This window comes from Flavobacterium magnum, from assembly GCF_003055625.1.
Lineage (GTDB): Bacteria > Bacteroidota > Bacteroidia > Flavobacteriales > Flavobacteriaceae > Flavobacterium > Flavobacterium magnum.
The window spans coordinates 1737690-1752984 of record NZ_CP028811.1 but is presented as its reverse complement, the minus strand read 5'-3'; the positions used below and the strand labels follow the sequence as shown (position 1 = coordinate 1752984).

Sequence of the window (15295 nt, the reverse complement as noted above, 5' to 3'; positions counted from 1 at the left end):
ACTTTTTTTATTTTTTTTCAGGAGCATGAACCCGCTGTCCGCTGTATCTTTTCCCGGCTAAAGAAGCCGGAAAAAGGATGCCGCTGCCATCGGGGCTGGCGTGCGGCGCCCGAATCGGATTTTGTCAACAATTCAGGAAAGTGCCTGCTGACATTTGATTTGTTTCGCTACTTTTACCTTCCACAAAAAACGCCTGACAAATGGAAATCGCAACCGCCATCATGGTTTTTATCATCGCGCTGGCAATCGGAACCTTCATCGGAAAACTGATTTTTTCCGCGCGGTTTCAATCGGATAAAACCAGCCTTGAGGAAAAAATTATCGCGCTCAACACCCAGTATGCTTACATGGAAACGCAGCTGAAAAACGAAAAATCGGCCGCTGACCGGCAATTGCAATTGCTCATACAGGAACGCGAAACCATCCGTACAGAAAAAGAGGCGTACGCGATCCAGCTGTCTAAAAAGGAAACCGATTTTGACAACCTGCTCGAACGCCATGCCGAACAAAAAGCCGAAGTCGAAAAGCTTCAGGAAAAATTCACTAAGGAATTTGAAAACCTGGCCAACAGGATACTCGAGGAAAAATCAGTAAAATTCACCGAGCAGAATAAAGAGAACCTAAAAAATATCCTGTCTCCGTTACACGAAAAAATCCACCTGTTTGAAAAGAAAGTTGAGGATACCCATAAGGAAAGCATCGATTACCATGCGGCACTGCGCGAACACATCGGGAACCTCAAGTTGATGAACGAACAGATGAGCAAAGAAACGCTGAACCTGACCAAGGCGCTCAAGGGCGACAGCAAGATGCAGGGCAACTGGGGCGAACTGATCCTCGAACGCGTACTGGAAAAATCAGGACTGGAAAAAGGACGCGAGTATTTCGTCCAGCAAAGCCACAGCAATGAGGAAGGCAGCCGCGTGTTTCCCGACGTGGTCATCAACCTGCCCGACGGCAAGAAAATGATCGTCGATTCTAAAGTCACGCTGACCGCCTACGAACGTTTCATTAATGAGGAGGATGAGGCCCTCAAATCAGCCTACCTGAAAGAACATGTGCTTGCCATCAAACGCCACGTCGAGCAATTGGGAGATAAAAACTACCACGATTTGTACCAGATGGAGAGCCCGGATTTCGTACTGTTGTTCGTCCCGATCGAATCGGCTTTCGCCCTCGCCCTTAATGAGGACACCGCACTGTACAACCGCGCGTTTGAGAAAAATATCGTGATCGTCACCCCGTCGACGCTGCTGGCTACGCTGCGCACGATCGACAGCATGTGGACCAACCAGAAACAGCAGGAAAACGCAGTTGAGATCGCACGGCAGGCGGGCGCCTTATACGATAAATTTGAAGGTTTCGTCGCCGATCTTGTCAAAATCGGGAAAAAGATAGACGAGGCAAAAACGGAGTACCAGGGCGCGATGAACAAGCTTCTCGATGGAAAAGGCAACCTGATCAACAGCGTGGAAAAACTTAAAAAGATGGGCGCCAAAGCCAAAAAATCGCTGCCCGAGAACATCCTCAAACGTGCCGAAAACGACGAAAATGATTATGATCGAACCCCTGTTTAAGCCCGTATCCGATTCGCACGTCACGATTTCCGAACTGATGCTGCCGTCACATTCGAATTTCAGTGGAAAAATCCATGGTGGCTATATTTTGTCGCTACTGGACCAGATCGCATTTGCCTGTGCGTCGAAATTTTCGGGCTATTACTGCGTAACGGCCTCAGTAGATACGGTCGATTTCCTCAATCCGATAGAAATCGGGGAACTTGTCACGATGAAAGCCAGTGTGAACTATACCGGGAAGAGCTCGATGATCATTGGTATCCGCGTGGAATCTGAGAACATCCGGACAGGCATTGTCAAACATTGCAATTCCTCTTATTTTACGATGGTGGCCAAAGATGAAAACGGAAAAAATGCTGCCGTTCCGGGTTTACTGCTCCGGGATTTTGAAGAGGTGCGCCGTTTTTACCGTTGCCTCAAGCAGATTGCACAACGCAGCGAACGGCAAAGCCACGAGGAGGTATTTGACTATAAATCGGCAGCTTCTTTGGAAAATTTAAAAAAATACAATATTAAGGTAGGGTTTCAACCGACTTGATTGTTATATAAACGGTTAATTGTGTGCGAATATGAAAAATTAAATTATTTCGATAATTTTTCAACAGTTTTGCATTTTACCCATTTTTGTTAGCATAACCTTAACATAAATTTATTATTTTTGGTCAGCATTTAAAAAACGTATGAAACAGAATTACAAACTTTTATCCCGGATATTTCTCTTTTCTGCAGTACTTGCCGCGGCAACCTTTATCGGCTGCTCCAAAGACGAAGATGAATACATTGAACCGATTCCGGAGCCAGTGGTCTCGCCGGTTACGGTAGACCTGACCAAAGTACCTTACGATTCGCTTTCAAAATACCATTTTTTTGATGGTGAAGGTGAAATAATTGCCGCAATGAAAGACCTTTCCCCATCGCTTGATGTGTTGCCTTATGCGCCAGCCAGCGCGTTGTTTAGCGATTATGCGCACAAAAAGCGCTTCGTCTGGATGCCGAAAAATACGAAAGCCACTTTCAACAGCGACGGGACAATCCTCGAACTTCCGGTGGGCGCGGTGCTGATCAAGAACTTTTATTATGACAATGTGCAGAATATCGCCAATGTCGGCGGAAGGCGCATCATTGAAACCCGACTGATGATCCGCAAAAGCGAAGGGTGGATTTTTGCAGATTACAAATGGAATGCGGAACAGACTGAGGCAACATTCGATCTGCTGGGAAGTTTTACCGATGTCGTTTTTAAAGATGACAATGATGTGACAAGGACCGTCAACTACAAAATCCCGAACGAGTCACAGTGTGTCATCTGTCATAAGTCGAGGGATATCAATGATGTCACGACCTATATCCCTATCGGAATCAAGCCACAGAACCTCAACAACAATTACAACTACGGTACGGAAACGAAAAACCAGCTGACCAAATGGATTGAGAAAGGCTATCTGGACAGCAACTTCACCTTCCCTACAGCTGAAAACACGACAATTGATTACAACGACACTTCGCAGCCAATTGAATTGCGCGCCAGATCCTATGTTGACATCAATTGCGCGCACTGCCACGGCGTGGACAGGCATTGCGACTATCGCCCGATGCGTTTTGCTTTTTCGGAAACCAAGGACAACCTGGCCAACATGGGCGTGTGCGTGAACACCGAAGACATGCAGAGCTTCCCACCTTCTTTAAGCAAGATTGTAAATGCAGGACGGCCTGAGAATTCGATGCTGTATTACAGGATCAACACCACCAATGAAACCTACCGTATGCCGCTTCACGGACGCACCGTCCTTCATGATGAGGGCATTGCCCTGATGCGCGATTGGATCAACTCATTGGACCGCTGCGATTAAAACAAACCAAACCACCATAAACTAAATTTTTATGTATTTGAAAAATTACCCCAATAAAAGAAGCTCGGCGCTTTCGAAAATCCTGGCCTTCGTTGCCATGGTAAGTTCAGGAATGGCATTGGCTCAAAACAGTTGCCAGACTGCGACCCCAATAACTGTAGGCATGTACACGGTGCCGGCCATTGATGGCTCAAACATCTCATCAGTCTGTTCAAATGCAGGCGCGGCAGAATGGTATGCATACACCCCTTCAGCCAACTACACGGTAACGGTGAGTTCCGACTTTGAGCAGAATATATGCGGCGATACTAATTTTGTGGTATATACCGGCGACTGCGCAAACCTCAGCTGTTATGTGGAAGACGATGATTCGGGCTCTTTAGCCTGCAACACCGCACCGTTCAACAGTTATCTCTCGAAAAAGACTTTTGATGTACAGGCTGGCATGACCTATTATATTGCATGGGACAGCCGCTGGAATACTAACGGATTCGATTTCCAGCTTACTGAGGCGCCGCAGGCTGTCGTGCCGGTTTCTTATATCTCCCAAAACATCCCGACAATCCCGACAGGAAACAGCATTTACAATAATTGTGTCGTGGATATGAACGGGGATCACCTGGACGACCTGGTGAATGTGAGCTCCCATACACTGAAGATCCATTACCAGCTCCCTGACCATACATTTTCAAACACTACATTCAACATCCCCGGAACAGGCAACCTGCCCGATTGGAGCATTGCAGCCGGCGATTACAACAGGGACGGGTTTAACGACCTATTATTGGGTAGCGGAAACGGACTGACCTTCTGGAAATCGAACGAGACCGGTAGCGCTTACACAAATATCACGCCGGGCCAGTACATTTTCTGCCAAAGGACAAACTTCGTCGACATCAATAACGACGGAAACCTCGATGCATTCTCCTGCCACGATGTGCAACGCAATGTCTACTACATCAACGACGGGAACGGTGGCATGACCTACTACCAATCTGGAACGACACCAGGTGCTTACAACCTCGGACTTACCACTACCGGCGGCAACTATGCTTCGCTTTGGACGGATTATGACAACGACGGCGATGTGGACATGTTCATCTCAAAATGTTCAGGGCCTCCGTGCGAGTTGCACCGAAATGACGGAAACGGCGTCTTTACTGATGTGTCCGCACAGGCGGGCATCAATGTCACTCCGATCCAATCATGGTCTTCAGCAATCGCTGACTTTGATAACGACGGCGATATGGACATCATGATCGGTTCCAATGGCGGTGTGGGCCACAAATTTTTCAGGAATGACCTTGATACGACAAACAATGTGGAAGAACCTTTTGCGAACATTACGGCCGGTTCAGGCTGGGATACCGACAGCACAAACAACCGTGATTATATCGCGTACGACTTTGACAACAACGGCTGGATCGATGTAATGAGCACCGGTGGCCGGATTATGTTCAATCAGGGCAACATGACATTCGCGCCTTCCAATTACAGTGCTTTAAATATGGGCGCCGTCGGAGATTTGAATAACGACGGTTTTCTTGACATCTTAAATGAAAACATGATCCGATATGCCGTGCCAAACGGCAACCACTGGATTAAAGTGGCACTCAACGGCGTGCAAAGCAACGCCAACGGAATTGCAGCCAGGGTAGAAATTTACGGTTCCTGGGGCAAACAGATCAGGGATGTGCGCAGTGGAGAAGGGTTTGAATTCATGAGCACATTAAATACCCATTTTGGGATAGGCAGCGCAACAGATATCCAAAAACTCGTGATCAACTGGCCAAATGGCACGATCGACGTGGTTGAAAATCCTGCGATTGACAGCATGATCACTATCAATGAAGGTGCATTCCCGCTTGCAGTGACGGCCGCCCAGGGCGACGAGTTCGTGATGTATCCGAATCCGGTGAGTGACGTCATCAACATCAAATCAAAATCAAATGCCGCAATCATCAAGGCGGAGATTTTCGATCTGAGTGGAAAGCTGCTGTTTAAGAAAGAGTCCGTAAACAGTACTGTTCCGGTAAGCACGCTTTCTTCGGGAACTTACATCATCAAAGTATTGGATGTCAGCGGAAAGCAATACACGCACAAATTCGTGAAATCATAATAAAAGCCATAGAGCGGCCCGGAGGGATCAGACCCTAAATGGGCCGCTTTCAAAAATCTATGCCGGATAACTTTTTCAGCAAATCAACCGACAGGACGATGATTTGATCCGCCTTTATGATTGGAAATGAGGTGGACGAAGCATACAGTAACACCACCAAAACTACAATCATATGAAAAAGGAATACTCCAAAAGGAGACGGTCACGCACCAGCATTTCGATTATGCTGGTCATGTTTTCGATACTCTCCATCCAGCAATCTTTCGCACAGAATACTTGTGCCAATGCGCTCCCCATTACAGCCGGCGTATATACTGTAGACGCGATTGACGGCTTGAATATCACCGGCACGACCTGTTCTAATGCATCTTTGGCCGAATGGTTTGCGTACACACCCACGGCCAATTACAGCGTAACGGTCTCTTCTGATTTGGCCCAGAACATTTGCGGTGATACAAACTTCAGCGTGTATACCGGAAACTGCGGCAGCCTGAACTGTTACACAAAGGATGATGATTCCGGGGTAATCTTGTGTAATACGCCTCCAAACGACAACCAATCGTACCTTTCCAAAAAAACATTTGACGTGATGGCCGGCGTCACTTATTACATTGCCTGGGACAACAAATACAACACCAACGGCTTTGACTTCCAACTTACCGAAGCGCCATTTGTACCCAGTCCCTGCTACACTGCGACACCCATTACCGCGGGTTTGACTACCGTAACCGCCATCAACGGCTCTAATGTAAACACAGCCTGCTCTACAACGACTATGGCCAACTGGTACGCTTATGTGCCGACGCAGGATTATTTCATTACCGTCACATCGGATTTACCGCAGAATATTTGTAAGAACACCAATTTCAGTGTTTACAAGGGTTCCTGCTCAGGCGGACTGACCTGCGTGATCAGTGATGACAATTCGGGTGCCATTGCCTGCAACTCGGGCAATACGCAGTCCAACCTTTCCATAAAATCGTTTAACGTTACGGCCGGAACAATCTATTATATCGCCTGGGACAACAAGTGGAGCACAGCAGGTTTCGATTTTGAGCTGATTGAATCGCCTACCCCGTGTTCAAGCGCGATTGCCGTGAATGCAGGCACCTATACCGTAGGTGCAATTGACAGCACCAATATGACCACCAGCTGCTCGACAGCTACCATGGGCAAATGGTACAAATATGTCCCGTCCCAGGATTTCCATGTCACCATCAGCTCAGATTTACCGCAGAACATCTGTAAAGACACCAACTTCAGTGTCTATAAAGGGAGCTGTTCGAACACGCTCACCTGCGTAACCAGTGACGACAACTCAGGCACCATCGCCTGCAACTCCGGCAACGTCTTCTCAAACTTATCAAGAAAATCTTTTGACGCCGAGGGCGGCGTAACCTATTACATCGCCTGGGATAACAAATGGAGTGCAGACGGTTTTGATTTTGAAATTACAGAAGAGGAAATCAGCGTACCCGTGAACTTTACGTCTCAGACCATTGCGACGATCAACAGTACCTATAATATCTGCATCGCAGACATGAATGGTGATCTGCTTGATGATCTCGTTGGGGTAAGCACCAACCTGCTCAAGACCCACTACCAGAATGCGGACGGCACTTTCACCCCTGTCTCTTTCACAGTTCCGGGAAACAGCAACCAGCCCGCGTGGAGTATGGCTGCCGGTGACCTCAACAAGGATGGTTTTAATGACTTGCTGCTGGGCGGTATCAACGGACTGACATTCTGGAAGTCCAATGCTACCGGCACCGGATATACCAGCGATACACCGGGTCAGTACATTTTCTGTCAAAGGACAAATTTCATTGACATCGATAATGACGGAAATCTCGACGCATTTTCCTGCCACGACGTGAACCGTAACGTGTATTATATCAATGACGGCAGCGCGAACATGACGTATTACCAATCCGGAACCACTCCGGGAGCATACAATCTGGGGCTCACCCAAACCGGCGGAAATTATGCTTCGCTGTGGATGGATTATGACAACGACGGCGACACCGATCTTTTCATCTCAAAATGTTCCGGGCCACCATGTGAGTTACACCGCAATGACGGTAATGGCGTCTTTACCGACATCTCTGTTCAGGCAGGGATCAGTTACCAGCCGGTCACAAGCTGGTCATCGGCCATTGGCGATTTTGACAATGACGGCGACATGGACATCCTGATTGGTAAAAATGGTACTGTAGGGGCCAGGCTTTACCGGAACGATTTGGATAAAACCAATAGTGTGGAAGAACCATTTTCCAACATCACTGCGGGTTCGGGATGGGATACCGACAGTACCAACAATACCGATTATGTCACTTACGATTTTGACAATGACGGATGGCTGGACATTTTCGGGACAGGCGGAAAAATCATGTTCAACCAGCACGACATGTCATTCCTTCCGACATATTACAACGCGCTGAACCCCGGGCCGATCGGCGATCTGAATAACGATGGCTTCCTTGACATCCAAAATGGCAGTACCATACGGTTTTCGGTGCCAAATGGCAACCATTGGATCAAAGTAGGATTGAAAGGCCAGCAAAGCAACAGCAACGGCATTGCAGCACGGGTCGAAATTTACGGTGCCTGGGGCAAACAGATCCGCGATATCAGGTCCGGTGAGGGATTTGAATTCATGAACACACTCAACGCCCACTTCGGGATCGGCGCGGCGACTGCCATCGACAAACTAGTCATCATCTGGCCCAGCGGGACAATCGATGTTGTCAACAATCCGTCGATTGACAGTATGGTGACGATCAATGAAGGCGCCTTCCCGCTATCAGTAACCGAAGCGCAAACCGATGCTTTTGCGATTTATCCCAACCCGGCAAACGACGTGATCAACATCAGGTCAAAATCGAATACGGCAATCATTAAAGCGGAAATTTTTGATCTTACCGGAAAACGGGTGCTCAGGAAAGATTCCGTAAATCAGGTCATTCCTGTCAATATGCTCTCGTCAGGAACTTACATCATCAAAGTCCTTGACGTCAATGGCCGGCAGTATACCCAAAAATTTGTAAAATCGTAAAGAATTAAGGCGGTTTGCTGTCAGCGTAGCCACCCTTTTTTTAACATACTGACGCGTCAGATAATTGCCAACCGGCACCACAATAAACCAACACCTAAATTAAAATCAAATGAATTCAAAAAATTACTTTAAAAGGAAACTGGCGGCCTTCGGGATTGCTTCCAAAATCCTGATCCTCGCAGCCTGTCTCGGCTGCTACGGTTCCTATGCGCAGGACAGCTGTGCTGGGGCACTTTCGATCACCGCAGGCACATATACCGTGACGGGTATCGATGGCACAAACATCACGACCACCACCTGTTCAAATGCTTCGTTGGCTGAATGGTATGCCTACACCCCAACAGCCAACTACACCGTGACCGTAACTTCCGACTTACCTCAAAACATTTGCGGCGATACCAATTTCAGCGTGTATACGGGTACCTGCAACGGACTGAGCTGCTACACTGAAGACGACGACAGCGGAACCGTTGCCTGCAATAACACAGGCCAGACTTACTTATCAAAAAAGACTTTCGAAGCCCTGGCCGGGGTAACTTATTACATTGCGTGGGATAACAAATGGAATACCAACGGTTTTGACTTCCAGGTCATTGAAGCGCCATTTACACCAAGCCCATGCTATGCGGCGACGCCTATTACGGCCGGAACCGTGACCGTCAATGCGATCGACGGCACTAATGTAACCACCTCCTGCTCTTCGGCGACGTTGGCAAAATGGTATACGTACGTCCCCACTCAGGATTATTTCGTAACGATTACGTCGGATTTGCCGCAGAACATTTGCAAGAATACTTTTTTTGCAGTGTATAAGGGCTCCTGTCTTAATGGGCTGACCTGCGTAACCAGCGACGACAACTCAGGAAACATCGCTTGCAATTCAGGAAACACTTTGTCTAACCTATCGGTAAAATCATTTAATGTTACGGCCGGGACGGTTTACTATATCGCGTGGGACAACCGCGGCGGTGCCGACGGCTTTGATTTCAAGCTCATTGAATCCGATACGCCCTGTTCCGCGGCACTGCCTGCCACGGCGGGAACCATCACCGTAGACGCCATTAACGGCACGAATATGACCACAAGCTGTTCTACGGCATCGGTGGCCAAATGGTATGCCTATACACCCTCGCAGGATTACTTTGTGACCATCACATCAGACTTGCCGCAAAACATCTGCAAAGACACGAATTTCAGCGTTTACAAAGGCTCATGTTCGGGGACACTGGCCTGTGTCACCAGCGATGACAACTCAGGTACCCTCGCCTGCAATTCGGGGAATACGCTGTCAAACCTGTCCGTAAAATCTTTTAATGTCACCGCGGGTACCACATATTATATTGCGTGGGACAACAAATGGAGTGCAGATGGTTTTGATTTCAAAATCATCGAATCCCCTACTCCGTGTACAGCAGCCATTCCAGTTACAGCAGGCCTGATTACCGTAGATGCGGTCAACGGCACCAACATGAGTACCTCCTGCTCTACTACCTCAATGGCTAAATGGTACGCCTATGTCCCGGCACAGGATCTGCACGTGACCATTTCTTCGGATTTAATACAGAACATTTGCAAAGACACCAATTTCAGCGTGTACACCGGTTCGTGCACCGGTACGCTCACCTGTATCACAAGCGATGACAATTCAGGCACCGTCGCGTGCAATTCCGGAAATACATGGTCCAATCTCGCGAAAAAAACCTTCGACGTCGTGGGCGGTATGACGTACTACATCGCCTGGGACAATAAATGGAGCGCCAATGGTTTCGACTTTGAAATTTCGGAAGCGCCAATCATCGTTCCGGTCAATTATACTTCACTGTCGATACCGACCATTAACAGCAGTTACAACATTTGCGTTGCAGACATGAATGGTGATTTTCTCGATGACATCGTAGGCGTTTCGGCCAATTCGTTGAAAACCCACTACCAGAATCCTGACGGTACTTTTACTGCAGCCACTTATGCCGTTCCCGGAAACAGCAACATGCCCGGATGGAGCCTCGCTGCGGGCGACCTGAACAAGGATGGCTACAACGATCTGCTGTTGGGAAGCAGCAATGGACTGACTTTCTGGAAATCAAACGGCAATGGCACAGGCTACACGGCCGACACACCGGGTGACTATATTTTCTGCCAAAGGACAAATTTTGTAGACATCGATAATGATGGCAATCTGGATGCGTTTTCCTGCCACGACATCGACCCAAATGTCTACTACATCAATGACGGGAACGCGAATATGACGTACTTCCAATCGGGCATCACGCCGGACGCACTGAATCTGGGCATTGTCATGAGCGGGGGCAATTATGCATCCATCTGGACTGATTATGACAACGACGGCGATGTCGATTTATTCATATCGAAATGTTCGGGACCACCATGCGAACTGCACAGGAACGACAATGGTGTCTTTACCGATGTATCTGTACAGGCAGGGATCAGCTACCAGCCGGTCACGAGCTGGTCGTCAGCCGTAGGCGATTTTGACAATGACGGCGACATGGATATCCTCGTAGGAAGAAATGGTTCGGTCAATGCACGCCTGTTCCGTAACGAACTCGATACTACCAACGATATTGAAGAGGCTTTCACCAATGTGAGCGCGGGCTCCGGATGGGACACCTATGACGATTACAACCAGGATTACGTAGCCTATGATTTCGACAATGACGGATGGCTTGATATTTTAGGCGCAGGCAATAAAATCATGTTCAACCAGCATGACATGTCTTTCCTTCCTACGGTATACACCAATCTCGATCATGGTGCTATCGGCGATCTCAATAATGACGGTTTCCTTGACATTCAGAACGGCAATACGATCCGTTTAGCGGTGCCCAACGGCAACCACTATCTGACCGTAGGTTTGCATGGCGTACAAAGCAACGCGAACGGAATTGCCGCAAGGGTCGAGATTTATGGCGCATGGGGCAAGCAAATTCGGGATATCCGGGCGGGTGATGGTTTCCGGTACATGAATTCGCTCAATGCGCATTTCGGCATCGGCAGCGCGACGACCATCGACAAGCTGGTCATCAGGTGGCCCAGCGGTACGATCGATGTCATCAACAATCCATCGGCAGACAGTCTGGTGACCGTAAACGAAGGCGCATTCCCGTTGGCCATTACCGAAGCCGGAAACGAGGCATTCGTGATTTACCCGAATCCCGCCAATGACATAATCAATATCCGCTCGGCCTCTAATGCCGCCATCATCAAGGTTGATATTTTCGACCTCAGTGGCAAACAGGTCATGAAAAAAGAGTCCATCAACAGCACCGTGCCTGTCAACACGCTTTCTGCAGGAACTTACATCATGAAAATCCTTGACATCAACGGCAATCATTACACATACAAATTTGTAAAATCGTAGTTAATTAATAAACAACCAAAGAAAAAGCCGCATTGTACAGTGCGGCTTTTTCAATTTAAAAAGTTATGATCCGTTAGAATACCCTCGATAAGTTAAACCCGAAAAAGATATCGCCTTTACCCCAGTCACCGGTAGACTGCCCTAAAAATCCGGCTTCGTGGATCTGCTGCGAACTCGTGAAATGCATCTGGAATACGTGCCCTCCAGTCTCGAGGTCAACGCCAACGGACAGCGGATTCTTGTAAATGGAATTTGACGCGCGGTTCAGGTGCGCTGCATAATCGACGTTGATCGACCATCTCTTTCCTATTTTATACCGTCCACCCATACCGATGGCGTACTGCGTATTGTCCTGATCATCGTTATCGACAAAATTTTCGTGGAATACGGTGGGTGCCAGTTCGAGAGACAACTTGTCGTTGAATTTCCTCGACACCAGCAGTTGCTGGACATACACCAGGCGGTCATCAAATTTCATCAATGGATAATTGCTTTCCTTCAGCGTATTGTTGATCGCAAGGCTGCTGAAACCCACGATGGCGAACGGAAAACCGTCCCTGATCTGGTTTTGTAGCGTATATTTCACCGAAAAATCGTACGCCACTTCGCTTCGGGCCCCACTGATGGTGAGCCATTCAGTCCAACCATAAAGGAATTTCAATTGCGTCACGGCGTTGTCGAGTCCGTAGAATCCTTCGAAATCATCTTTAATCGACCCGAATCGGTGCGCCACAATGAAGTACAGGTCGCCTTTTGCAGCGAGTTTGGTGGATTCAATATTGACGATTTTAAGCCCTTTAAAAGCCGACTCAACTTTTTCGTGGGTGCTGACGGAATCCACTCCGGCCAGCAAATCTTCCTGTGCGAACGAGAGCGCAGGCAACAACAGTAACGATAGTAATAGTTTTTTCATAGTTATGATTAAGTAAAAATTTATTCAGAAATAGTAGCCTGGTCCAGTTGGAATTCCTCAAGAAGATCATCATAACCGACAAACCGGCCTTTGATCCTGATGGATTTCCCTACTTCAAATCCGGTGGCGGTGGAATCCTTGAGCCTGGCCGATAATTTTTCGTCCAGCATAATAGAATGCGCCCCCAAATCTGTACTGGTGATTTTACCGTATACTTCAATAGTCTTATCGAGGTATTTTTTATTCGAAAGACTGTCGTTTTCGGAAAATTGCTTTTGAAGTTCCGCAACCTTTACGCTGTACGCCGCCTCTTCAGTAGCAATGTCCCGGTGACCCTTATACATATAAAAATACAGCCCGACGGCTGCAATCGCAATGACAACAAAAACGGTAAGTATAATTTTTTTCATATCATTTTGTTTTCTTACAAACATAATTATTTATTTTTGATTAAAATCCTATGAAAATGCATCTCAAAACACTTTTAAAAATAACGTTCACCGGAATCCTGATCAGCGCCTGCTCTAACGACAGTCCTGATGACCTCATCAAGGCGCAGCCGGGGACCGAAACGGTGACCTACGTCGCTAACGTAAAACCCATCATTACAAACAACTGCCTTTCGTGCCACACGTCACCACCTGTCAATGGAGCCCCCATGCAATTGACTACTTACGAAGACGTCAGGAATGCGGTTTTAAACCGGGGCCTCCTGAATCGTATTTCGAGGCAGAACGGTGAGCAGGGGTTAATGCCCAACGGAGGACCAAGGATGCCCCAACACAATATCGACGTCATAAACCAGTGGGTTGAAGACGGACTTGTCGAACAATAAAAACAGAAAAAACATGAAAAAAATAACACTGATCGCAATGATGCTCCTTGCCGTGACGGCTGTAGCACAGGACAAAATGATGACCAAAACCGGTAAGATTACTTTTGAAGCCTCGGTCCCCGCATTTGAAGAGGTGAAAGCGAAAAATGATGCTGTTACCTGTGTACTCAACCCTAAAACCGGCGAAATTGCAAGCCTGGCCCTCATGAAAGGTTTCCGTTTTAAGGTAGCGCTGATGGAGGAACATTTCAACGAAAATTATGTCGAAAGCGACAAATACCCGAAATCCACATTCAAAGGCAAAATAGAAAATTTTGACGCATCGGCACTGACCGCAACGCCCAAAGATTACACAATCAAAGGCAAACTCGAAATGCACGGAAAATCAAAGGACATCAGCATGACGGGCAAAATCCGCAAAACCGATGGCGGTATTGAAATCATCTCCAGTTTTTACGTCAACGCAGACGATTATGGCATCGCAATACCATCCGTGGTCAAAAGTAAAGTGTCTAATAAAGTGGCGGTAAAATGCGAATTTACGGTCAAGTAGCCGTTTTACAATACCAATCCGGAAAGCACTTCTATCGAGGTGCTTTTTTATTTAATCCAACGTAACTCTCGTAAAACTATTGAGCCTGTCCAGGTGGAGGATGGTTTTCGTATTCGCTTCGTTTTCGGTATACATCACGTCAAACTTCGCCCCGTATACGATTTCCTCAAAAGTATAGGACGTTTTCGCCACGACATTCGTACTGAACATGTCGTCAAAAGTCTTCAGATACACCAGGACCTCGCCTTCGACCGACTTAAAGTCGGACTCCCTGAACCCCCACAGCGGACTCTCCTCGGTGATCGGATGCACCAGGGTCCAGCTCAGTGTCAGCGCATTAATCCTGTCCAGTTCGAGCGGCAGCGAATAAAACCTGTTCGTCAGCTTACCCTCTTCCTCAACGCTCATACCAAGGGTTATTTTTGCCAGCGCGTCCGAAAAATCAGTATTCTTAAAAGGTGTGAGTCGCATCATCAATGCCGATCCGCCACGATATGGCGCAATCAGTGCGTTGTGGGAAAATTTGATGTGTGCTACGGGCTTGCTGAAACGTCCAAAGAAAAGTCCCGTGGCAATGGCAAAACTCAACAACCCGACCAAAGCCTCGGCTGCCGCGAGTGAGCTGGTCAGGAAACCATTCGGGCTGATGTGTCCGTACCCCACCGTGGTAAAGGTTTGCGCACTGAAAAAATACGCTTTCCCGAACTTCACGATTTCGCTGCCGGTCGTTTCAATCCCATCGAGGTACTCCACCCCAATAGAATAGTAAATGCAGGCGAACAGGAAATTCACCAAAATATAAAAAGTGAAAAGTATAGCCATAAAACGCCACCGCGGCATGCTGATCATAGTATGGTACCAGCTGATGCGTGAAAAAACAGTCATGCCGCGCTTGCTGATGTTGGCCGTGCCGTCTTTATTTATGAAGCGACCGCCGTAACTGCCCGGATTGGTGCCAAACCCGGTATTGGCATCGGCAGTAGCTTTAGAATTGATTTTGCTGAGTAAAGACAT

The 15295-nt window shown here is 47.7% G+C and carries 11 protein-coding genes; 8 read left to right on the top strand and 3 right to left on the bottom strand.

From position 1 onward, the window contains the following. The first annotated feature begins 200 nt into the window (after nt 1–200). The 6 genes from HYN48_RS07175 to HYN48_RS07150 all read left to right on the top strand — a co-directional run bounded on the left by HYN48_RS07175 (nt 201) and on the right by HYN48_RS07150 (nt 11980). Nucleotides 201–1577, top strand: coding sequence for a DNA recombination protein RmuC (locus HYN48_RS07175; protein WP_108370458.1), 1377 nt, complete (start codon nt 201–203; stop codon nt 1575–1577). Then, nucleotides 1552–2115 carry an acyl-CoA thioesterase gene (locus HYN48_RS07170; RefSeq protein WP_425433090.1) on the top strand — a complete coding sequence of 188 codons (564 nt, stop codon included), beginning with the start codon at nt 1552–1554 and terminating at the stop codon, nt 2113–2115. The genes HYN48_RS07175 and HYN48_RS07170 overlap by 26 nt, the downstream gene beginning before the upstream one ends. A gap of 142 nt (nt 2116–2257) precedes the next feature. After that, nucleotides 2258–3427 (top strand): hypothetical protein, encoded by a 1170-nt coding sequence (locus HYN48_RS07165; RefSeq protein ID WP_108370457.1) that lies wholly within the window; start codon nt 2258–2260, stop codon nt 3425–3427. A gap of 37 nt (nt 3428–3464) precedes the next feature. Next, complete coding sequence (locus HYN48_RS07160) at nt 3465–5546, top strand: FG-GAP-like repeat-containing protein (RefSeq protein ID WP_245945931.1); 2082 nt, start codon at nt 3465–3467, stop codon at nt 5544–5546. Between the two features lie 172 nt (nt 5547–5718). Continuing rightward, complete coding sequence (locus tag HYN48_RS07155; RefSeq protein WP_108370456.1) at nt 5719–8601, top strand: FG-GAP-like repeat-containing protein; 2883 nt, start codon at nt 5719–5721, stop codon at nt 8599–8601. A gap of 109 nt (nt 8602–8710) precedes the next feature. Next, complete coding sequence (locus tag HYN48_RS07150; RefSeq protein WP_108370455.1) at nt 8711–11980, top strand: FG-GAP-like repeat-containing protein; 3270 nt, start codon at nt 8711–8713, stop codon at nt 11978–11980. 73 nt (nt 11981–12053) lie between these two features. On the opposite strand, the gene HYN48_RS07145 is transcribed toward HYN48_RS07150, so the two are convergent. Together HYN48_RS07145 and HYN48_RS07140 are read right to left on the bottom strand one after the other, a co-directional pair. Beyond that, the gene (locus tag HYN48_RS07145) at nt 12054–12893 is read right to left on the bottom strand and encodes a DUF5777 family beta-barrel protein (protein ID WP_108370454.1); all 840 of its coding nucleotides are present in this window, start codon (nt 12891–12893) and stop codon (nt 12054–12056) included. 20 nt (nt 12894–12913) lie between these two features. Further along, nucleotides 12914–13303 carry an OB-fold protein gene (locus tag HYN48_RS07140; RefSeq protein ID WP_146171739.1) on the bottom strand — a complete coding sequence of 130 codons (390 nt, stop codon included), beginning with the start codon at nt 13301–13303 and terminating at the stop codon, nt 12914–12916. 56 nt (nt 13304–13359) lie between these two features. Between HYN48_RS07140 and HYN48_RS07135 the strand changes: the two genes are divergently transcribed. Both HYN48_RS07135 and HYN48_RS07130 read left to right on the top strand, forming a co-directional pair. Then, nucleotides 13360–13728, top strand: a complete 369-nt coding sequence (locus tag HYN48_RS07135; RefSeq protein ID WP_108373461.1) for a hypothetical protein — start codon at nt 13360–13362, stop codon at nt 13726–13728. A 13-nt stretch (nt 13729–13741) separates the two neighbouring features. Further along, complete coding sequence (locus HYN48_RS07130) at nt 13742–14281, top strand: YceI family protein (RefSeq protein WP_108373459.1); 540 nt, start codon at nt 13742–13744, stop codon at nt 14279–14281. A gap of 51 nt (nt 14282–14332) precedes the next feature. Here HYN48_RS07130 and HYN48_RS07125 read toward each other — a convergent pair whose 3' ends face one another. Continuing rightward, complete coding sequence (locus HYN48_RS07125) at nt 14333–15295, bottom strand: ion channel (RefSeq protein WP_108370452.1); 963 nt, start codon at nt 15293–15295, stop codon at nt 14333–14335.